Origin of the sequence: Desulforapulum autotrophicum HRM2, from assembly GCF_000020365.1 — a bacterium.
GTDB lineage: Bacteria > Desulfobacterota > Desulfobacteria > Desulfobacterales > Desulfobacteraceae > Desulforapulum > Desulforapulum autotrophicum.
This window is the reverse complement of sequence record NC_012108.1, coordinates 3,822,547-3,842,571: the sequence shown is the minus strand read 5'-3', so window position 1 is coordinate 3,842,571 and position 20,025 is coordinate 3,822,547. Positions and strand designations below refer to the sequence as shown.

The window sequence follows — 20,025 nt, the reverse complement described above, 5'->3', positions numbered from 1 at the left end:
TTTTTTACTTTCACGAACATGACAACCCTATGATATCATATTCATCTGTGGAACGAGTGGTTTGGTAACAGTTTTATCTTGAACTCCTTCAGTGAGATCTGACTTTCCCATTGGGGCAACTTTTTTGTAGGGCCTTCAATCCCTATGAGAGGAGGATCACGGTCCGCTAACCCATTAATTTTTGTCCATAGTGTTGTATCACCCCAAAAGTGCGGTGGTATATCAGCAGTAGAAACTGACTGGAAAATTTTATCCGGTGTTTCACAACCGTTTTGAATTGCTTCGAGGGCAAGGCTTTCCAGTCTTCCCAAGCCAGTTATTGAATCCGGCTGTTCCTGTAGCCACCGTGTTACTGCGGCTGGGGTCCAAGGCAAAGGCGGGTTGACCATTTGTGATAATTTGGTGAGTAGAGCAGTGTCCTGGGTTGCGAATGCTTTATCAACAATGGCTGCAAACCTGAATTGTTCGTTTGCGATAGGTTGTCGTTTATTATAGAGGGATGCAAATTGCTCAGGTTGTAGTTGCCCCAGTCCATGAAATGGTTCTATTCCGGGAAATGAGTTGATACAAAGAAGTTCTGCTTTCTGAATTCCTTTGAGAGCTAAGCATGCAAGAAGATGGGAAAGCATGGACTGATCAAAAAGGCACGCATCAAACCACAACATTATTTTGCCATGGGATCCTGCTTCCGCTAATTTTTGATATTGATTATGCAGGGTCTTTAATATGTAATCCCTGTCCAGACCACCTGCAGTGAACTCCTCCAGAAACAGTGAACGGGCTTTTAAAATATTTTCACTCGGCCAACCTGGCTGCCGAGGTCCATCATAAAGAATGTCATGCCAGACGAAGATTTCACCCGGTAGACCAGCTTTTGCCAAATTTTCACCAGCGATGTCTCCGCTAGTAATGTGAAAGACCTTGCTCATCTATTGTTTATCTCCTGCCAGACGGGGAACTCAGTCGATCGGGGTCAGACTTGCCCGCGTCCACTGCAGTGCCCTGTTGTGCGCCTATAGCCGCCAAAGCTTCCCGAAATAAGAACGCTTTGTCAGTCCTGAATTGGAATTCAATTACACCCTGCCATCCATCGCGAAAGTTAGAAGACTCGAAGGAAATACACAGCTTCTGTTTTGTTGGGGTATCGACATACAGGCTCACTATCTTGGGGTCTTTAACAGAAATGTTGATCTGACGTTTCCCGTAGGTATAGCAGACCACCCTCGTCTTTGTGACCGCAAGGCATCCCGAAAACCCCTCGGTCCGATGACAATATCGCTTTCCAGGTCCATTAACGTGCTTTGCTACGAACCATCCTCCAATACCTTCATCAATAGCAACCACTCCCTCCCGATCAAGCACTGGCCGCAGTTTTTCAGGAACAGAACCAATTCCAAATAGTCGATATAGGATTGTCTTTTTCATTATGTTTTCATTGTCTCCCTACGGCGGGCATCAATGGCGCGGGCGGTAACCCGCGTCTGTCTGGATGCCTTTGGTCTGCTGCAACTGTGTCTGTACCGTTAAAGAGACCAGGTTCAACGTCACACATGGCAAGTTCTGAGTTCCGTGAGCCAGTATAAAAACGCGATGCCTCCAAACATGCCGCCCAGCCACGTGACTCCTGGCCATCCGCCAAACTCGAACACATAGCCCGATGACGCGGACCCGATGACACCCCCGAAGAAAAAACAGGTCATGTACGCTGTTGTGATTCGGCTTCGCGCCTCGCTGTTTAGTGTGTAAATGACGCTCTGGTTCAGGATGTGCGAGCCTTGCTGACCAATATCAAGCAGCACGACACCGACGATGATGGCGGTAAGGTGTGTACTGTAGACACCCATGATCACGAACGCGATCACAACCAGGGCCAGCAAGATCCCGGTGGCAGGCTGTGTGCCGCCACGATCATGGATTTGGCCTGCAAAGCTTGCGCTCAGGGCGCCGGCAGCTCCGATCAGTCCAAACAGACCGATAACTGAGTCGCTGTAGCCATAGGGTGGTCGAGCGAGGAGAAAGGCGAGTGAGGTCCAGAATACGCTGAACGCCGCAAAACCGCAGGTCCCGTAGACAATGCGTCGTCTGAGCAGCGGCTCCTCACGGAACAAAATAAATACCGAGCGAATCAGGGCTGGATAGCACAGACGAGTTTCGCCCCGGCTCTGTGGCAGCATCCGCCACAACACGGCAGATTGAACGAGCATGCAGGCGGTCGCCAGCCAGAAGACCGCGCGCCAGCCATAGGCGTCAGCAATGAATCCCGAAACCGTCCGAGCCAGCAGAATACCCAGCAGCAGGCCTGCCATGACTCGACCTATGACGGCACCGCGCTGCTCGTCCGCGGCGAGAGCTGCGGCAAAAGGTACCAGGACTTGTGCAACCACCGCAGTAAAGCCGATTACCAGGCATGCAAACAGGAACGATCCAATTCCTGGCGAGATGGCGGCTCCCGCCAGTGCCACTGCTGTTACCGAAGAGACGATCGTGATCAGTCGTCGTCGTTCGAGCAGGTCACCAAGGGGTACGATCAGCGTGAGGCCGATGACATAACCCAACTGCGTCATCGTGACAATGAGGCCGGTTGTGCCTTCGGAGGTGCCAAATCCCTGGGCCAGCGTGTGCAGCAGCGGTTGCGCGTAATAGAGATTAGCCACAGCCACCCCACAAGCGACAGCCATGACATAAACCAGTAAATTACCCGTTTTTAACGGGGGTATTTTCGGAAAAGATTGATCTTCACTGTCATGTTTTTGAATCGTCAATTTGGTTTAGTCTCCATGCGCAAAAATCATAAAAATAACATATGGTCGGGCGATTGTCCATCCCCACTCTCGCCCCAATCCACAATCTAAAAAAAGGAAAACCCCGTTGCGCTTGATGGTTCAAGCAGGTAGAGTCTTGGTGCCAACAAAAAACTATCATCAACGGGGTGGAACAAGTTATGATACAAGGCGTGCTCCCATTCATGTATGAACAAGAAAAAACTCAGACCGGCATGACCTCATTGGCTGGCCTGTCTGTCTATCTCGACTTGGCCAAAGTAATCGGGTTGTCCAAATCCATTCAAAAACATCTGAAAGTAAGAGAGAACTCCCAAGTCTGTCTGTTCCCATGGAAAACCGCAATAAATTGTGGCTCTGAAGTATCTCAAAATACAACGGCTTGTCTTCTGAAATAGTATGAGCCCATTGCTGTTGTCAGTGAGTCAGTGCTTTTGAAATGGTATGAAGAAGGTCAGAATTATCATGAACAAAAGATTGCAGGGTGGCGGTGCCGGTTGAAGTAAAAAGCCAGGTAAAGGCACCGCAATTCACCAGAACCGTTATCCAGAAGATGAAACGAAAGGGTTGCTTCCGGGATTTGTGGCGTAGTTTTTGTTGGGCCATGAGAGCACCGGGCCATCCGCCAATGAGTGATAGAAGGTGCAGCGTATTTTCCGAGGTTCGCCAGGCCCCTTTTCGGGCAGCTGATTTGTCCAACGCATATACGATGAAGGTGACCAGGCTGGCGCCCAGGTAAAGAGCCAGGACCAGGATGGGGATTTTGGCTGTAAAAACAGAGAAACAAACAACGCCAAGAAAGCATACGGCACCAATGACTGAAAGCCCTCTTTCCTTCTTTTTGATCTCCAGAGCGCAGTCATTATCGGGAAGAATGACTTTTACAGCGCATGGTCTCCCTTGTTTGTCAACGGACAAAGAATAGGTAATGGACTGATTGATCTCTGGTCTTAGATTATGGGGGCTGCAGGATTTAATATGGAAAAAAAGTTGCTTGCCACCAGCATTGGGTGTAATAAATCCAAAGCCCTTCCCATCGTTCCAGAATGTAATGGTTCCTCTTCTTAACATGATCTCTAACAGTTCTTAAGTAAAAATGTTAGTACTTTGGTGGTGTGGTCGTATACCGTCGCCCTTGAGTTGCGGATGACGGGGATGCTGTTTAATCGAGGGTTATACGCCTTTATCATCAATTATTGACTCTATATATTCTTTCAGAGCCACCGCATTGTTCAGTTTCTCTTCTTTCGAACTATAAAGAAACATATTCTTTACCATGGGGCTTTCCTAATCTTTCGCAGATCCCAACCCCTAAAGCATATATAATGTCAGATGCCAAATGTTCAGAAATGGTTTTATCGTATAGTATTTTCGATTCAGCGGGAAAATCCTCGTCACCGAGCCAATACAATACTGCCACTGGAATTCGGGGTGCAATCCAAAAACTATAGGCTGCATCTGCCATGTTAATTGGTTTGCCATTTAGTTGCTCACATCTTTTTTTGAATTCATCAATATTATTGCTAAATCGGATTGATATTAAATTTGTCGGGATTTCATGAGGTCCACGGAAGAATGCAGTACCACCCGGAATATCTTTCTCTGATATCCACTCGTTGGATATTTCAATTTCTTTTGATTTAAGAAGATAATGGATAATAAACAGATAAAAATAATCATGAAGCCCTTGAGTGTTATTACCCATACAGTCGATTTTTGATTGATTCGGACATATTCTGTATTCGTCACCCCATACAGACAATTTGTAAAGCTCGTTTATATCATCATATTTGCATGATGCCCGCCTGCAAACCTCCTTCGGATCTCGTTCGGATAAATCCTGAAAATGAATTTTGTCTATTAAATCTGTCATTTTTTCTCCATGGAATTTATCATAAGGGCTAACGTCCCGCTAAACGGCGAGCGATAGCGAGTCCGGTGAAGGCAGTGTTTTTTTGCAGTTGGAACGAATTTGAGCGGTTTTTTATGCCAGCCATAACGCCGCTAAGCAGCCGTACAGTTTACCCAAGTCCGGCAAGATGTACCTGTAGGCTGCTTCTTATTCAGAGTTGATAATCACCAGATCTTTCTGGCTGATAAATTATCTCCGTAATTCTGACTTTAAGATTTCCTCCTCCAGGTTTTGGCCACTCAATTTTATCGCCGATAGAAAGTCCAAGTAAAGCGCTCCCAACCGGGGCCAGAATCGAAATGGTTATTTCAGGTTTACTTTTCATTCTTTCCTCACCAGTTACACATAGGATATCTTTATTCAATATTAAAGAGCATCTGCTTGCGGCGGATAACTCGGGGAGTCTGACGTTTGGGTAACGGGCAGCAAGGGTTTCCAATAAAGTTGATTAAAAGCACATCTTTCAAAAGGTTTTTCAACTTTTAAAAAAAGGAGCCCTTTGCTGTTTGGTTTACCCGCCTGTTCAAGCGCTTTTACAACAAACCGATTCACGATATCACTGAAGAACAGCTACGTCAATACTGGCTTAGCTGCCAGAATGAGTTCGGCTGGAGCGCCGCAATACTGCGTATCAGATACTCTGGCATTCAGCATCTTTTTACCAAAACTCTGGTCCTATCCTGGAACATTTTTAACGACATTAGGGGCTCGGAAACTTTAAAAGATACCAATAGGGCGCTGGATTTTTGCTTGTCTTCAAGGCGCATCAATTGGAGCATATTGGAATATGTGCCAATTGATGCAACGAAGAAGACGAGTAAAAAGACAAGCCATATGGTATATTTTATTTTTTCCGAGTCCCTTAACTGTTTCATGATTTTGACGAGTATGAGTTAACACCAAATTACTTTGATACTTTTTTCCCAAATCTCCAGATGATATTTACTGCTCCACCCAAGTAATCTGTATTATTCTCAGGCCACTTCGCTGATCCACCATCAAAAGAATTCCAACCACTTCCGTCCCAATGCATCCTCCCGCCATAAATCAGGATACCGAAGGATAAAGCATCGGTGTAAGAGTACTCTGCGCCACATTTCAGCTCTAAGGTATATCCCTCTTTATCTGAAGCCTCAAAACCTGGTAGACTACTATTAGTAACCTCAACATCAATTGGAACAAAGTATTCTATCTGGTAATTCCATCTCCATCGAGGCGTGAAATTGCCGCTACCTCTGACACCAAGCAAGAAGCTCCACGACCTAACCGTTTCTCTTGAAGTACCAGTAAGAGTGGCGCCAGATAAAAGAAAGTCCATTCTCTCTTGCTTGCTTTCTGACCAACGCAAGCCACCATAAGGACTAAGAAAGAAGGTTGAGGGATAGCCTATGTAACCATCTATCCGCATCCATCCATATTCTAAGGAGTTAGTTTGTAACGTTGTACCTGAAGATGTCCACGCTTCCTCATCTTCTTCTCGTAACACCGGAATGATAGCCTTTATTCCACCAAATACAGATTCCCATCGTTTTAACCCTTCGATTCCTATTATTACATTACTTACCTTAGCATTAGAGTCTGAATCTCTATCTGGTTCATGTTCTTCATAGTCAAGCTGTTCCCAGCCCATGCCGATCGAAAGGTGGCTTTCTAACCCTTTGTCATCCTCGGCAAGTGCGAACGATTGGATAGATATGACAATTGCGGTGCTAAGAAAAAAATAGAAAAAAATTATTGAGTTTCTTAGCATGAGAATAGTCTCCTTTTGACGCCAGGTTAAAATGAAATATCTGATCAAATCATGCCAAATGATTCTGATCAAATCATTCAGGTCATTAAGATAGGATTGAAAACACTTACATTGTTCTGTGAAGAAGGGGAAATAGTATTCTAAGCCATTTCCCCTTCTGTTTTCGATTCTTTAGATCTTGCTTGTAGCCACAGGTTAAATGTCAGACCAATTCAAGTCCCCAGAATTCCAGTCATATGTACCATCACCATTTGTATCTGCCTCAATCTGATAGGTCGTTGAAGTAAGTACTGTTAGCCGAGCCATCGTACTACCGCCAGCAATGCCCGTCTCGCCTGTCACAACGATGACCCCACCGGATGGATAGTCATCATAGTAATAGATGCGGAGTGGCGTAGTGGTGCTGATAGATACATAGCCATAATCCGGATCGAAATATGTACCAGAGACTTCAACATCTTCATAGCTCGCCTCTTCGGTTAAAGTCATGGTGTAGTCCTTAACCTTGTATACTTTTTCCGTGTTATTATCCTGTAACAACATTGTCATAGTTATGGTAGGAGGAGAGACAATGTTATCAAATGAAATGTTGCCATTAAGAGTCATAGAATCATTGTCCATGGTACAAGTAACGTTATCAAAAGAAAAGTCGAATTCTATTAACTCTTCGGTGTTAACATCAAGTTGCCCAGAGATATCCATATCACCAGAGATGGTAACTCCATCTTCACAATAGTTGTTAAAGTTGATACTGCCAGAGAAATCTCCAGTTTGATCATCACCACTAATGGTAATAGAAGCACTGCCTCCGCAATCGCCATAAATCGTATCGCTCTCAGTGTCAACGGCACCAACGAATGTGCCAGCCGATATAGACATCAAGTCCACTTGGCGAAGTGAACCTTCTAAAACCTGTGATACCTTCAACATACGCGAATAACCAACAGGTCCACTCTCCCCAGCCTGAATGGCACCCAGGCTGCCAATTGCAGCACCTACCTGCCCACCTTGGTATGCTCCAGTGACGAGATCTTCGGCATTATTTTCATCAATTGTAGCTTGGGTTGTAAGTCCCGTATAAGAAATACCAGCCGTACTTCCGTCACCTCCGCCGCCGCCACCTCCACATGCCGGTAAAGATACTGCCAACAAAATCGCTAATACCAGATGTTTCATTCTTAAATTTTTCATAACACTTTCCTCCTTTCCCTTGAGAGACTTGCAAAAACACATGAAATGCACATTGCATACGCAGCCCGATATAAGAGTGACGTTTCCAAGTTTCCAGCAGGTTGTGTTAAAAAATCGCGCTGCAAGTCTGATAAAAACTGTTTGTCTATTTGTTTTTTAGTATCGGGCAGATTCATTTTTATTGTTTTATCAAGGTCGGTTAATCGCTGGGCATTAGAAAAAGAAAGCTTGCCCTCTCTGGCCAGGACGGCATAAATAACGCGAGTAGCTTCCTGTCGTTTCGATTTTGGGTCGTCGCTTATGATAGGTTCGGCAATAATGGTCTTGGTTCGTTGTTCCACCCTTGGCGGATTAGCGGTTTTCTGGGCCACTGCGACAGATAACGGTACTTGCGCAGAGACAATTTTCATTCCATGCGGATGGTCGTCAGACAGAACCGGGTTGTCTTTGCATGCCTGCTTCCAATATGTCATGGTGGCGTAGTGATTTACAGTTGCGGCAATAAATGCCCGTGAAAGAGCCCCGAACAGGTCAGACAGGGATAATGCCTGTGGCGGGGCGTCAGATTCTGGGCGCTTTGGTTTAGTGGTAGCCATAGGTTACAACGGCCTGTCGCACATCATAGGTGTTTGTCTTGTTGGCGAATAGACTAAGCTTCTTGTCCTTTGAAGGAGAGCCGACTTGCTCGATGAATGCAGCAATAGATAAGGCAGATGTGCGCTGTGCTTCAATCGCCGTATTGAACAGAGCACTGATCAAGAAGGATAGGGGAAGCTTTTTGAGTTCTTGTATCTCTTGTTTCATGACGTAAACCCCACTAATTGATAAAGTGAAGTAACGACCGCAGTATCGCGGTTGCTGCGTCTCAATTAATTATACGGTTCTGTGTATCGTGTGAATTTGAATGATGTCAGACCAGGTGAGATCAATAATCTGACGAAAATTATCAATCTCTCAAATGATTGTCAATATTTTTTCAAAAATAAACTTTAGAGAAGAATAAGCCTAATCCGATTCGAGTATTTCTCCGGCGGTGCAAATCGGTCAAAAGTGTGACAAGCCCTGGCGGGAAAAATATCTATTCCAGGGAAATTGAAATTGAAACACATCCCCATGTCTGTTCCTTGGCAGTCATAAGCGTTCCATGGCTTTAATGAACCGATTTTGACCAAAGTTTAAAAAAACTTGACAATCAAATCCAATATATAATACTTGTTGTATACAAGATGTTTTTGTCTGTTCCAGATTGTGTTCTTTGAAAATGAGAAAGATTAAATGCCGCTCCTCCCGGGAGCAGGCATCTTTTTTACTGATAATTTATTGACTTTTCGACTTCGTTTTTACTTATCTTTCCCAAACAATTAAATCCAAAAAAGCAATTCTCAGAGACTGTCTTTTCCTCAATGGAGACTTAAGGGACTCAGAAATAAATAATTCCTCAATCTTGCTTGTCTTTCAGCTCGTCTTCTGCGTTGCATCAAAGGGCACATATTTCAATATGCTCCCTTTGATACGCCTTGAATACGAGCTGAAACCCTGCACCATATTTGTGGAATTATTTACATCTGAGCCCCTAAGGCTCCTGATCAGAAGAAAAATCCCCCTATGGCTTATCTTTTAGGACGTATTCTTCGTTGGGCCACTGGGCTCATATTTTAATGCTCCCAGTAACGTGCCTTGAATACGACTTAAAATCCTAAACCATATTTTGGAAGATTTTAATCTGACCATGGGCTGAGGATGGCCTAATAGGGTTGTTTGATCAGCTTTTGGCGTTTGCCTGGTGGGGGTGCTGCCATCTCCTGATTTCAATTTGATACCCAAACAGGCAAAAGACAGAAGAGATCTTCAGGTGGAAGAATAAAATGGACAAATTAACCTTAAAAGAAAAAGTGTACAAAATCCTTAGAAATGACATTTTAACCGGGCAGATTTCCGGCGGAACCCACATAACCGAATCCATGATTTCCAAACGCCTTGATGTCAGCAGGACGCCTGTAAGGGAGGCGTTGCAGCGGCTCACCCAGGAAAAACTGGTGGTACCCCTGCCACGGGCGGGATATATGATCGAGGATATGTCCGATGATGATATCCAGGACCTTTTTTCGGCCCGCTTTGATATTGAGGTGCTTGCCGTTAAAAAAGCAGTGCAATATATCACCGTTGATGAACTCAGGAGCATGGAGGAGAATATTGAAAAGACAAGGACCCATATCCTGTCTGGCGAACTCCAGCGAGTGACGGAGCTGGATCTTGAATTCCATGGCATTATTTATAAGGCGTCTCGAAGTAAAACATTTTACAGGATATGCAAAAACCTGGGGGATCTCACAATGAAGTACCGCCATGGGTTGAACCTTGTGAAAGACCTGTGGGAAGAGGCCATTGAAAACCACACAGCGATTTATCTGGCAATTTGTGCAAAGGATGAAGAACGAGCAATCCGGGCCATTACCCGTCATGGGGAGCAGGCCAAGTACCAGTTGCTGGACATTATGAAAAAAGTGAGGTCAGATTCGTTTTTTAAGGATGAAATATAGGACACAAAGGCTGATCGGGCAATTTTGTTATCTTTTATTACGCAAGGGGTATTACGCAAGGGGAATTTATGATGAAAAAATGTATTGTTCTGCTGTTTACTGTGCTGTTTTTATCCATGGGGCAAACCTGCCTTGCCAATGGGGTGGCCGAGGGAATTCATGTTGGCAATGCCGGGTCGTTTACGGGTGATGCTGCAGCACCCTGTATGGAAATTTATAATTCATCCCAGCTTGCCGTGGATGAATGGAATGCCAGGGGGGGAATCCAGGGAGTTCAAATTGAGCATATCATGGGCGATGATGCCCTTGACCCGGCCCAGGGAATTCATGTGGCCAGAAAATTCACCTCTGATCCGTTAATGTATGGTGTGGTCGGGCCTCCGGTCAGCCATATTGCCCAGGCCTCATTGAAGATATACGGCCAGAACGACCTTGCCTGTATCACCACTGCGGCTTCAAAGCCAGAATTGACGGAATCGGGGTATAAACATTTTTTCAGGGTCAATGCCCGAAACGATGCCCATGGGTTAAATTGTGCGCTTTTTATCAAAAGAAATCTCAAGGCCAGGAAGATCGCCATTTTAAATGAAAAAGTTGCCTATTGTGAAAACCTGGCAAAACAGACCATCAAGAGTCTTAATGGTTTAGGCATTACCGAAATTATGAACGATACCATCGTGGCCGGCGCCAAGGATTATTCCGCTGTTCTCACAAAGGTAAAGGCCTATAAACCGGATGTCCTTTTTTTCATTGCCACAGCAGCCCCGGATCAAGCCATTGGTGTCCGCCAGGCAAAGGAGCTCGGAATAGACGCCATCTTCTTTGGAACAGAGGGCGCAAGGGATAAAAAGGATTTTATTGAGGCATCAGAAGGCGCGGCCCAGGGCGCCTATGTGTATCATTTCAGTCCTGATATCTATTCCATCGATGAAGCAGGGGAATACGTGAAAAAATATGAAGCAAAATACGGTAAGCTGAGCGGATTTGGTCCCCCGGCCTATGAAGCCATGAACATCCTTTTGACGGCCATTGATCTGGCAGCAAAGGACGGAAAGATAGATCGTGAGGAAGTCATTTTCCAGCTTGCTGCCATCAAGGCCTACAAGGGCATACTGGGATTTCCCATCAGCTTTGATGAAAAAGGCGATCTTCTGGGCAGTGCTACTTATTTTTTTAAGGTGAATGGCGCGGATTTTGAGCAGGTTGCCGTGCTGACCGGCAAATAGATGTATACTTTGAAATAAAGGGGTCAAATTCACAACAGGTACTTTGGGTTAAAGTACCTGTTTTGAATAAATACAAATGGAAGATATTTTCAGTCAGCTCGCCCAGCAGGCAATAAACGGTATTACCATCGGCGGTGTTTACGCATTGATTGCCATTGGTTATTCCATGGTTTACGGCGTTCTTTCCATGCTCAACTTTGCCCATGGGGAATTGTATATGATCGGTGGTTTTACCGGGTGGTGGGTGCTGGAATTGTTTTCAGTCGCCCATGTACCGGTTATGAATGCCGCCCTGTTAATCTCCCTGATGATTCTTCTGGCAATGGGGGTGTCGGCCCTGCTCGGACTTGTCATTGAGCGGGTCGCCTACCGGCCGCTTCGCAACGCGCCCCGGATGAACCTGCTGTTGAGCTCCCTCGGGGTTTCCATTTTTATCCAGAATTTCATTCTCTATTTCCAGGGTGCCAAGGTAAAGGTCTTTCACATCTCCCAATTGATACCTGAAGGCCTGAGAACCTTCCACATCGGCGGGGTTGTCATCTCTTTCATGCGGATTTTTGTCATGCTGGCCTGCTTTCTCCTGATGGTTCTATTAACCTTGATCATCAAACGAACCAATGTGGGAAAATCCATCCGTGCAACGGCCCAGGATATTGAAGCGGCTGCCTTCATGGGCATTGATACGGATAAAATTATTGTCATTGTCTTCTTGATCGGATCTGCCCTGGGCGGTGCCGCAGGTGTGCTTGTCAGCCTTTTGTTCACCCAGGTGGATTATTATGTGGGGTTTCAGGCCGGGTTAAAGGGGTTCACGGCGGCAGTCCTTGGTGGGATCGGGAGCATCCCCGGGGCCATGGTCGGCGGCCTTTTCCTGGGGCTTTGTGAAGCCATGGCCGTCACTTTTTTTCCGTCTGCCTATAAAGATGTTGTGGCATTCCTAATTCTGATAGCTGTACTTATTTTCAGACCCCAGGGACTGATGGGAGAAAAAATACGTGAAAAGGTTTAAGTCCTGGATCAAGACGGGACCCAATACCGTCACCATTATTTTCTTTGTCCTGGCCCTGGCTGTCATTCCTGTCATATTGCCCAACACATACTGGCAGAGCATCTTTTCCATGACCGGGATTTATGTGATGCTGGCACTGGGTTTGAACATTGTTGCCGGGTTTACCGGCCTGCTGGATCTTTCCTATGTCGCTTTTTTCGGGATCGGTGGTTACACCTTTGCCTTTTTGTGTTCGGATCATTTTGGCATTCATCTGCCTTTTCTCCTGGCCATACCTGTCTGCGCCATAACCGCCATGGTAGCGGGTTTTTTACTGGGACTTACCAGCATCCGCCTTAAAGGGGACTACCTTGCCATTGTGACGCTGGCCTTTGCCCAGATTTTTAAACTGCTCCTGTTGAACCTTGATGCCCCGGTGAATATTACAGGGGGGGTCAATGGCCTGTATGCTTTTGACATGATCTCGGTGTTTTCCATCAAGGTCACCACGCCTGAGCACTATTCAACATTGATCTGGACCTGCGCACTTCTTGTGTTTGTGGTGTCGGTCAGGCTGAAATCGTCCAGGATCGGAAGGGGATGGAACGCCATAAGAGAAGATGAACTGGCCGCCAATACCATCGGTATCAACACCACCAGAATGAAACTCTACTCATTTGCATCGGGTGCCTTGATCGCCGGCTTTTCAGGTGCGCTCTTTGCTTCTTTTCAAGATTCCGTGTTTCCCAACAGTTTTGGGTTCCAGCAACTGGTCATTGTTTATTGCATGGTCATCATTGGCGGACTTGGAAACGTTTATGGGGTCATTGCCGGTGCCGTCATCCTGAGTATTCTTCCTGAAATTTTAAGGGAATACGGCGGATTAAGAATGATGATTTACGGACTTGTTCTGGTCGGGATCATGGCCATTAGACCCCAGGGACTGTTCGCCAGCATTCCAGGATTTATCCGGAAACAAAAACGGCCGGATAAGGATGAAACAGGGGCGCTGCGGGCATCCACAGACCTCTATTATGCTCAAAAAAAAGAGGGGGCAGTACAGAACAAATTTATCAAACAACCCATGCCCCTGCTTAAAATCCAAAATCTGACCCTTCATTTTGGAGGATTAAGGGCCATTGATGGCCTTGATTTTAACCTGTATAAAAACGAGATACTCAGCATCATCGGCCCGAACGGGGCCGGTAAAAGTACCCTGTTTAACGTTATTTCAGGTATTTATAAAAGCGACCAGGGCCGAATAATTTACAAGGCACAGGATATTTCAACCCTGAAACCCCATATGGTTGCAAAGGCAGGGATCGCAAGAACCTTTCAGAATCTGAGACTTTTTAACGACCTCTCGGTCATTGAGAATATAAAAGTGAGCCGATTCTGCAGAACAAAGGCATTTTTTCCTGCTGTGATACTTAACTTGAAATCAAACCAGAGGGAAGAAAAAGAGACGGGGGAAAAGGTTCGAACAATTCTGGATATGTTCGGGAAACGGCTGACGGGGTACCGGTACAATCAGAAAGTGTCCCAACTCTCCTATGCCAACCGGCGGCGGGTTGAAATTGCAAGGGCAATGGCCACGGATCCGGAAATTTTGCTCCTTGATGAACCCTCTGCCGGCATGAATCCCCAGGAGACCGAAGAGATCACCGGGTTCATCAAAACCCTGCGGGATCAATTCGGGTATACCATCCTTGTGATTGAACATAAACTAAATTTAGTCAAGGCGGTTTCAGACAGGGTCATTGTCATGGACTATGGGAAGAAAATCTGTGAAGGGTCCTATGAAGATATTTCCAGGAACCCTTTGGTGATTGAGGCCTACCTGGGAAAAAAGGGCAAACGTGAAAAAAAAAATAATTCTTGAACTTAAAAATGTAAATGCCTGCTATGGTAAAATACAGGTGCTTTACAATATTAATATGACGATCCGGCAAGGGGAACTCATCTGTCTTCTAGGGGGCAATGCCTCGGGAAAATCCACAACCCTCAAGACCATTCTCGGCATTGTTCACCCAACCCAAGGCACTGTGTCGCTCAAGGGTGAAAATATCAATAAAAAGCCGACCAATTATATTATCCGCAACGGGGTATCCATTGTTCCGGAAAACCGGAGAATTTTTCCCGGGATGACGGTCCGGGAAAATCTGGAAATCGGTGCCATGCACAGGAAAGACACCGACCAGGTGAAACTGGATATGGCCGCCATGCTGGATCTTTTCCCCCGGCTGGGCGAGAGAATAAACCTGCTGGGAATGATGCTTTCCGGAGGCGAGCAACAGATGCTTGCCATGGCAAGGGCACTTTTATCCGATCCGGATATCCTTTTAATGGATGAGCCCTCCATGGGGCTTTCTCCTGCCCTTGTGGACCAGCAGTTTGAAATCATCGAAAATATCAATAAAAAGGGGACCACCATCCTCATGGTTGAGCAGAATGCAAACATGGCACTTTCCATTGCAGACCGGGGATATGTACTTCAAACCGGTGAGATTGTTCTGGATGACAGGGCTGAAAATCTTTTAAATGATCCAAGTATGCAGCGCGCATATCTGGGTGGTGAATTCTAGGGTGAAACCATGGTTAAATTAAAGGTCAGTGTTGAAAGAATCGACGGATATTGCAACCAGCCAATGCTTGTGGGAGATCATTTCTTTGTGGATGGTGGCAAGATAAAAATTCCCGACGGCAAGCACATCTGCATGTGGGCGCTTCAAAGCATGATGCCAATTTTCCCCCTGATGCAGCGTGACAGTTCTGGGGAGGGAGACTGGACCTCAAGGGCGTCCGGTCAGGTTTTTGTCTGCCCTGATCCAAAGGGTAGGGTGCATTACAGAATTGAAAGGATAAAAGACTGATGTTGTTAATCGATCCCGCCAAATGTTCCGGATGCAGAAGATGTGAAACCCATTGTTCTTTTTTTCATTCCGGTCGAACAGGGCACCTGGGTGCCAGAATAAAAGTTGAAAAGATTGAAATACTGGGGTTTGATTTTCCCGTGGTCTGCCACCAGTGCAAGGAACACTATTGCACAAAATGTCCCCAGAAGGCCATCTCCATAACAGAAAGGGGCAGTATCGAAGTCTCACCGACCCTCTGTAATCTTTGTGGTGCATGTGAACAATTATGTCCCATCGGCGCCATTGAAATCTACAATGAGATTCCCCACGTGTGTGACCTTTGCGGGGGGAACCCCAGGTGCGTTGAAGCCTGTAAGATGGATGCCATTACCTATGATCCCCAGATTAAACAGACCCTCTCCCTTGAAGGGTTTAAAAAGAAAACCAAAAAAATGACCCCTGCTGAAAAAAGATATGAATATGCCATGCAAAGCAGCCAGACCCTCAGGGACGACTGGTTAAAAAACAGGAGCAAATAATGCTGCACGGTTATGGAGGACATATATTACGGGTGGATCTTACGTCGGGTAAGATCCTGCGTGAAAAAACGGATCCTGGATACATGCTTGAAACCATTGGCGGCCGGGGCTTGAATTCCCGCAGGCTCTATGACGAGCTTGAAAGGGACATTGACCCGCTTTCAGAAGAGAACCTGCTGTTGATCGGGGTTGGACCGATCACGGGGTCTCTTTTTTCGACTTCCGCCTATATGACCATTTCCGGAAAATCCCCCATGACGGGAATTCTGGGAGATTCTGCGGCCGGTGGATTTTTCGGGCCTGAGATCAAATATGCCGGATATGACCAGCTGATTTTCACGGGCAAGGCTGCCACCCTCAGCTATGTTTATATCCATGATGACCATGTTGAGATCCGGGATGCCAGCCCCATGAAGGGCCAGGACATCTTTCAGACCACGGCCATGATCCGAAAAGAACTCAAGGATAACAACGTCCAGATCGCCGCCATTGGCCCTGCCGGTGAAAATCTTGTCAGATATTCTATCGTGGCCTGTAATAATTCCAGGGTTTGCGGAAGAACCGGCATGGGATGCCTGTTCGGTTCCAAAAATATCAAGGCGATTGTGGTCAAGGGAACGGGCATGGTTTCCCTGGCAGATCCTTTGAAATTCATGGAGCTGTGCAGGATTATCGACAAGAGAATTGAAACCCATCCCGAGTTCCAGGAACGCCATGAACTGGGTTCAACCCTTTTGATGAAGGCATTGAACGGGCTGGGAATATTGCCTGTAAATCATTTTCAAAAGGGGGTGGCACCCTATGTGGACCAGATCAGCGGACAGGCCCTGGCCAAACGATACAAGGTAAAGAACAAGGGCTGTTTTAACTGCAACATCAACTGCTCCAGGTACTACATGACCCGGGAGGTGGAGAGCGAGGGTCCTGAATATGAAACGCTCTGCAGTTTTTCTTCGCGCATCGGAAGCGATAACCTTGAATTTGCCCTTAAAATGAATCAGTACCTGAACCGCATGGGACTTGATTCCCTGAGTACGGGTGAAACCATTGGGTGGGCCATGGAGTGCGTTGAAAAAGGCATTTTTGACAAAAATGATTTTGATGGCCTGGACTTCACCTGGGGCAATATCAACACCGTTGAAAAGATACTGGATCTCATCATCCACCAGCAGGGAATTGGGGTTGATTTTGCAATGGGCACCCGCTACCTTGCCGACAAGATGGGACGGGGTTCACAAAAATATGCCCTCCATGTGAAAGGACTTGATGTTATCTGTGGTGATCCCCGGGGTATCAAGGCCTTTGGACTCACCTATGCCATTGCATCAAGGGGGGCTGACCATTTAAGGGCCGAACCCTTTTTTGAGTTGACCAACCGGTTTGACGAAGCAGAAAAAAGATTTGGAACCCGGGATGCTGCGGATCGACTTTCAAATAATGGCAAAGCTGCCCTGGTTGAATTCACCGAGCGGCAGGCGCTTTTGACCGATTGCCTGACCATGTGCAAGAATGTGGGCTTGAGCATGGATGTGCTCGATTTTGAACTTGCGGCAGATCTTTTAAGGGCTGGAACGGGCCTTAAATTTACCCAGGAGAATGTCAACAAAGCGTTGAGAACAACCATCACCAACGACAGGCTAATGAATATTGATTTTGGTATTACGGCCAAGGACGATACCCTGCCCCATCGATTCACCCATGAACCTTTGTCCGAGGGGGCGTCTAAAAACCAGGTCGTTCCAATCCATGACATGGTACGAGATTATTATAAGCTCAAAGGCTGGGATAAAAAGGGAGTACCGATAAAAAAATGATGGACACCGTCCCAGGGGGACATAATACCTATGGCCATGTGGTCGGAATTTTAATGAACGATTCAACCATTCCGAGAATCCCTGGTGATCCAGGCCATGCCGAAACCTTTGCCTTTCCTGTCATCTATGAAGTGCTCAAGGGATTTCCCTTTGAAGATCTTATCTCCTGCAAAAAAGATCACATGGATATCCTGATCGATAAGGCAAGGAAACTTGAAGCAAAGGGTGTCAGCCTCATTGCTACAGACTGCGGGCTTTTTGGCCCGTTTCATGCCGATTTAAAAAAGCACCTGAAGGTTTCATTTGTCGGATCTGCCCTTGATCTGGTACCCCTGCTGCAGCGGTTTCTACCGGCAAACCAGCGGGTGGGAGTCATTACCGGCCATACGGGAATGTTAAAACCTGGGCACCTTACAGCCGCTGGCATTGATCCCGCTTCGGTCTGCCTGGCCGGGATGGAAAACAGTTCAGAGTTCAATCGAGTGGTGATTGAAAAAACGCCATCCCTGAATATCGAAAAGATGCGTCAAGGTGTTGTGGATGCCGCCTTGGGTTTGTCCGGCAATAATATAGGGGCCATTGTCCTGGAATGCACCAACCTCATCTCGTTCCGGGCCGATATCCAGCAGGCATTGAGGATACCGGTTTTCGACCTTGTGACATTAATTGAAACATTTGTTTCCGGTTTTGGCGTCCGGAAATTTCACTCCCGATTCATAAGATAAAGGGACTATCCCCCATAGGGACGCCTTTCCGGTGGGTTTTATTGCCGGGGTGCTGCTGGGATGGATCCCATGATTTTGAATTCTTGCCGATTAAACATAACATTGCTAAAGTGGAATACACGATTGTCTGTATTTCCTTTTGTCTTGAAAAAACCCTTGGGAAGAGGGGGCCCGCAGCACCCATCATGGGGAAATCTTTAAGCCCGGCCTGGAATATGTGGTTGCGGCGGTTCAAGGGACAATGGGAAAGTAAGAAAAATCTTTTCTAAATATGTGCGCTGTGATGCAACGCAGTAAACGAGTTAAAATATAAGCAAGACGGAGGAATTATTTATTTCTGAGTCCCATACCCGGGGCAGCACTGTATCATTTACAGATTGGGATGAAAAATTGGGCAGGGTGCAGAGCAGGGGGGCTGCAGGATTTAATATGAAAAAAAAGTTGCTTGCCACCAGCATTGGGTGTAATAAATTCAAACCCCCTCCCATCGTTCCATAATGTATTGGTTCCTCTTCTTAACATGATCGCTAACCGTTCTTAAGTAAAATGTTAGTATCTTGGTGGTGTGGCCGTATACCGTCGCCCTTGAGTTGCGGATGACGGAGGGAGGCCGTCTAACCGAGGGTTATACGCCTTTATTCTAAATTATTGACTCTATATATTCCTTCAGAGCCACCGCGTTGTTCAGTTTCTCTTCTTTCGAACTATAAAGAAACGTCACGATGCCCACACGAACCTCCTCCAAAACATCCCTAACTTGGCTGTGTTTAGCTCGTAATTCTTCAGCATAGCGGCTTTTAAATTCGGTCCACTTGTTCGGATCATGTCCATACCAGCGCCGCAACTCTGTGGAAGGAGCGATCTCCTTTACCCAGACGTCTACCTTCGCTTTCTCCTTCGAAAGCCCACGCGCCCACAATCGGTCAACCAGAATTCGGCGTCCGTCCGCCTCATCTGGTTTTTCGTACACGCGCTTAATACGGATTGTGGTTTGCTTACTGTTCATTGATCAGCCGTAACGTTTGGGTAACGGGCAGCAAGGGTTTCCAAAAAAGTCGATTGAAAACACATCATTTCTTTCCATGCTATCGATTATATAGATAACGTGATTTTCTACAGATCCGGTTATTAAAACAATAAACAAATAAAATTATTCCACTTATGGTATTTTAAGTTTTATTTTTCTCCTTGATTGCGATAGAATCAACTTAAATATGGAAAGTCAATTGAAATTTCATCCCAATCCAAAATTAAAATTAATCGCTCAGGTTCGTGAGTTTTTGCGATACCATCACTACGCATATCGGACTGAACAGACCTATTGTCAATGGATATTGTGGTATATCCGATTTTTCGTGGTAACACCCATCCACGCGATCTCAAGGCCCACCGTGTGGAGCGCTTTTTGTCAGATTTGGTGGTTAGATGTGAAGCGTCTGCATCCATCCAGAGCCAGGCAATGAATGCCATCAATATCAGAAGGCTCCAGGAACTCATGGGGCATGCGGACGTCAAAACCACGGCGCAATACATCCATGTGATGGACGAAGACATCCCCCGCATCACAAGCCCCCTTGAAGGTTTAGATCTGTAAAGTAGTTTTTTAGAGGGGTGCATATGAAGGATGCCAAACAATATATAGAAAATCAACAGAAACCAGCCTGTCAGAAACGTGTTGAAAAATCTAATACGCTAACTGGCCGAA

The 20,025-nt window shown here is 46.1% G+C and carries 21 protein-coding genes and 2 pseudogenes; 12 read left to right on the top strand and 11 right to left on the bottom strand.

Translation table 11 applies throughout. The annotated features are described in order from the left end of the window. Positions 1-41 precede the first annotated feature (41 nt). The 3 genes from HRM2_RS16750 to HRM2_RS16740 all read right to left on the bottom strand — a co-directional run bounded on the left by HRM2_RS16750 (position 42) and on the right by HRM2_RS16740 (position 2,762). The gene (locus HRM2_RS16750) at positions 42-929 is read right to left on the bottom strand and encodes a DUF1835 domain-containing protein (protein WP_015905229.1); all 888 of its coding nucleotides are present in this window, start codon (positions 927-929) and stop codon (positions 42-44) included. A 7-nt stretch (positions 930-936) separates the two neighbouring features. Then, positions 937-1,425, bottom strand: a complete 489-nt coding sequence (locus HRM2_RS16745; protein WP_015905228.1) for a hypothetical protein — start codon at positions 1,423-1,425, stop codon at positions 937-939. A gap of 119 nt (positions 1,426-1,544) precedes the next feature. Continuing rightward, complete coding sequence (locus tag HRM2_RS16740; protein ID WP_015905227.1) at positions 1,545-2,762, bottom strand: MFS transporter; 1,218 nt, start codon at positions 2,760-2,762, stop codon at positions 1,545-1,547. A 179-nt stretch (positions 2,763-2,941) separates the two neighbouring features. On the opposite strand from HRM2_RS16740, the pseudogene HRM2_RS16735 reads away from it, so the two are divergent. After that, a pseudogene (locus tag HRM2_RS16735) lies at positions 2,942-3,097 on the top strand (IS1380 family transposase); the annotation flags it as partial. 100 nt (positions 3,098-3,197) lie between these two features. On the opposite strand, the gene HRM2_RS16730 reads toward HRM2_RS16735, so the two are convergent. The 7 genes from HRM2_RS16730 to HRM2_RS16700 all read right to left on the bottom strand — a co-directional run bounded on the left by HRM2_RS16730 (position 3,198) and on the right by HRM2_RS16700 (position 8,437). After that, positions 3,198-3,851 (bottom strand): DUF1294 domain-containing protein, encoded by a 654-nt coding sequence (locus tag HRM2_RS16730; protein WP_015905226.1) that lies wholly within the window; start codon positions 3,849-3,851, stop codon positions 3,198-3,200. A gap of 181 nt (positions 3,852-4,032) precedes the next feature. Next, on the bottom strand, positions 4,033-4,653 hold the full coding sequence (locus HRM2_RS16725; RefSeq protein ID WP_015905225.1) for a DUF3786 domain-containing protein: 621 nt from the start codon (positions 4,651-4,653) through the stop codon (positions 4,033-4,035). Between the two features lie 190 nt (positions 4,654-4,843). Beyond that, entirely contained in the window at positions 4,844-5,017 is a 174-nt protein-coding gene (locus HRM2_RS26665; protein WP_202944664.1) for a GreA/GreB family elongation factor, read from the bottom strand. A gap of 579 nt (positions 5,018-5,596) precedes the next feature. After that, a complete protein-coding gene (locus tag HRM2_RS16715; protein ID WP_015905223.1) occupies positions 5,597-6,442 on the bottom strand; it encodes a hypothetical protein in 846 nt (281 codons plus the stop codon). A gap of 195 nt (positions 6,443-6,637) precedes the next feature. Further along, a complete protein-coding gene (locus tag HRM2_RS16710; protein WP_015905222.1) occupies positions 6,638-7,633 on the bottom strand; it encodes a hypothetical protein in 996 nt (331 codons plus the stop codon). Further along, on the bottom strand, positions 7,630-8,229 hold the full coding sequence (locus HRM2_RS16705) for a hypothetical protein (RefSeq protein ID WP_015905221.1): 600 nt from the start codon (positions 8,227-8,229) through the stop codon (positions 7,630-7,632). Before HRM2_RS16705 ends, HRM2_RS16710 begins: the two co-directional genes overlap by 4 nt. Then, positions 8,216-8,437 (bottom strand): DUF2589 domain-containing protein, encoded by a 222-nt coding sequence (locus HRM2_RS16700; RefSeq protein WP_015905220.1) that lies wholly within the window; start codon positions 8,435-8,437, stop codon positions 8,216-8,218. Before HRM2_RS16700 ends, HRM2_RS16705 begins: the two co-directional genes overlap by 14 nt. Positions 8,438-9,498: 1,061 nt before the next feature. On the opposite strand from HRM2_RS16700, the gene HRM2_RS16695 reads away from it, so the two are divergent. From HRM2_RS16695 to HRM2_RS16655, 9 genes are all read left to right on the top strand, one after another. Then, complete coding sequence (locus HRM2_RS16695; protein ID WP_015905219.1) at positions 9,499-10,173, top strand: GntR family transcriptional regulator; 675 nt, start codon at positions 9,499-9,501, stop codon at positions 10,171-10,173. Between the two features lie 68 nt (positions 10,174-10,241). Continuing rightward, positions 10,242-11,399, top strand: a complete 1,158-nt coding sequence (locus HRM2_RS16690; protein ID WP_015905218.1) for a branched-chain amino acid ABC transporter substrate-binding protein — start codon at positions 10,242-10,244, stop codon at positions 11,397-11,399. A gap of 76 nt (positions 11,400-11,475) precedes the next feature. After that, on the top strand, positions 11,476-12,408 hold the full coding sequence (locus tag HRM2_RS16685) for a branched-chain amino acid ABC transporter permease (RefSeq protein ID WP_015905217.1): 933 nt from the start codon (positions 11,476-11,478) through the stop codon (positions 12,406-12,408). Next, complete coding sequence (locus tag HRM2_RS16680) at positions 12,395-14,269, top strand: branched-chain amino acid ABC transporter ATP-binding protein/permease (RefSeq protein ID WP_015905216.1); 1,875 nt, start codon at positions 12,395-12,397, stop codon at positions 14,267-14,269. Before HRM2_RS16685 ends, HRM2_RS16680 begins: the two co-directional genes overlap by 14 nt. Next, on the top strand, positions 14,247-14,972 hold the full coding sequence (locus HRM2_RS16675) for an ABC transporter ATP-binding protein (RefSeq protein ID WP_041274070.1): 726 nt from the start codon (positions 14,247-14,249) through the stop codon (positions 14,970-14,972). The genes HRM2_RS16680 and HRM2_RS16675 overlap by 23 nt, the downstream gene beginning before the upstream one ends. A gap of 9 nt (positions 14,973-14,981) precedes the next feature. Further along, positions 14,982-15,260 carry a TIGR04076 family protein gene (locus HRM2_RS16670; protein WP_015905214.1) on the top strand — a complete coding sequence of 93 codons (279 nt, stop codon included), beginning with the start codon at positions 14,982-14,984 and terminating at the stop codon, positions 15,258-15,260. Then, a complete protein-coding gene (locus HRM2_RS16665; RefSeq protein ID WP_015905213.1) occupies positions 15,260-15,781 on the top strand; it encodes a 4Fe-4S dicluster domain-containing protein in 522 nt (173 codons plus the stop codon). Before HRM2_RS16670 ends, HRM2_RS16665 begins: the two co-directional genes overlap by 1 nt. Then, the gene (locus tag HRM2_RS16660) at positions 15,781-17,595 is read left to right on the top strand and encodes an aldehyde ferredoxin oxidoreductase family protein (RefSeq protein WP_015905212.1); all 1,815 of its coding nucleotides are present in this window, start codon (positions 15,781-15,783) and stop codon (positions 17,593-17,595) included. The genes HRM2_RS16665 and HRM2_RS16660 overlap by 1 nt, the downstream gene beginning before the upstream one ends. Beyond that, positions 17,592-18,320: an aspartate/glutamate racemase family protein gene (locus HRM2_RS16655; RefSeq protein ID WP_015905211.1), complete on the top strand. Its 729-nt coding sequence runs from the start codon at positions 17,592-17,594 to the stop codon at positions 18,318-18,320. Before HRM2_RS16660 ends, HRM2_RS16655 begins: the two co-directional genes overlap by 4 nt. A gap of 640 nt (positions 18,321-18,960) precedes the next feature. Here HRM2_RS16655 and HRM2_RS16645 read toward each other — a convergent pair. Continuing rightward, on the bottom strand, positions 18,961-19,326 hold the full coding sequence (locus tag HRM2_RS16645) for a DUF488 domain-containing protein (RefSeq protein WP_015905209.1): 366 nt from the start codon (positions 19,324-19,326) through the stop codon (positions 18,961-18,963). A 208-nt stretch (positions 19,327-19,534) separates the two neighbouring features. Here HRM2_RS16645 and HRM2_RS28375 point away from each other — a divergent pair. Further along, a pseudogene (locus HRM2_RS28375) lies at positions 19,535-19,636 on the top strand (hypothetical protein); the annotation flags it as partial. Positions 19,637-19,647: 11 nt separating this feature from the next. Beyond that, on the top strand, positions 19,648-19,914 hold the full coding sequence (locus tag HRM2_RS27395; RefSeq protein ID WP_015905208.1) for a tyrosine-type recombinase/integrase: 267 nt from the start codon (positions 19,648-19,650) through the stop codon (positions 19,912-19,914). Positions 19,915-20,025: the final 111 nt, after the last annotated feature.

Coding starts and splice junctions, on each gene's coding strand:
- HRM2_RS16745 (WP_015905228.1), bottom strand. CDS start 1,425: ATGAAAAAGACAATCCTATATCGACTATTTGGAATTGGTTCTGTTCCT.
- HRM2_RS16655 (WP_015905211.1), top strand. CDS start 17,592: ATGATGGACACCGTCCCAGGGGGACATAATACCTATGGCCATGTGGTC.
- HRM2_RS26665 (WP_202944664.1), bottom strand. CDS start 5,017: ATGAAAAGTAAACCTGAAATAACCATTTCGATTCTGGCCCCGGTTGGG.
- HRM2_RS16660 (WP_015905212.1), top strand. CDS start 15,781: ATGCTGCACGGTTATGGAGGACATATATTACGGGTGGATCTTACGTCG.
- HRM2_RS16705 (WP_015905221.1), bottom strand. CDS start 8,229: ATGGCTACCACTAAACCAAAGCGCCCAGAATCTGACGCCCCGCCACAG.
- HRM2_RS16670 (WP_015905214.1), top strand. CDS start 14,982: ATGGTTAAATTAAAGGTCAGTGTTGAAAGAATCGACGGATATTGCAAC.
- HRM2_RS16695 (WP_015905219.1), top strand. CDS start 9,499: ATGGACAAATTAACCTTAAAAGAAAAAGTGTACAAAATCCTTAGAAAT.
- HRM2_RS16725 (WP_015905225.1), bottom strand. CDS start 4,653: ATGACAGATTTAATAGACAAAATTCATTTTCAGGATTTATCCGAACGA.
- HRM2_RS16750 (WP_015905229.1), bottom strand. CDS start 929: ATGAGCAAGGTCTTTCACATTACTAGCGGAGACATCGCTGGTGAAAAT.
- HRM2_RS16665 (WP_015905213.1), top strand. CDS start 15,260: ATGTTGTTAATCGATCCCGCCAAATGTTCCGGATGCAGAAGATGTGAA.
- HRM2_RS16700 (WP_015905220.1), bottom strand. CDS start 8,437: ATGAAACAAGAGATACAAGAACTCAAAAAGCTTCCCCTATCCTTCTTG.
- HRM2_RS16715 (WP_015905223.1), bottom strand. CDS start 6,442: ATGCTAAGAAACTCAATAATTTTTTTCTATTTTTTTCTTAGCACCGCA.
- HRM2_RS16730 (WP_015905226.1), bottom strand. CDS start 3,851: ATGTTAAGAAGAGGAACCATTACATTCTGGAACGATGGGAAGGGCTTT.
- HRM2_RS27395 (WP_015905208.1), top strand. CDS start 19,648: ATGGATATTGTGGTATATCCGATTTTTCGTGGTAACACCCATCCACGC.
- HRM2_RS16685 (WP_015905217.1), top strand. CDS start 11,476: ATGGAAGATATTTTCAGTCAGCTCGCCCAGCAGGCAATAAACGGTATT.
- HRM2_RS16710 (WP_015905222.1), bottom strand. CDS start 7,633: ATGAAAAATTTAAGAATGAAACATCTGGTATTAGCGATTTTGTTGGCA.
- HRM2_RS16690 (WP_015905218.1), top strand. CDS start 10,242: ATGATGAAAAAATGTATTGTTCTGCTGTTTACTGTGCTGTTTTTATCC.
- HRM2_RS16645 (WP_015905209.1), bottom strand. CDS start 19,326: ATGAACAGTAAGCAAACCACAATCCGTATTAAGCGCGTGTACGAAAAA.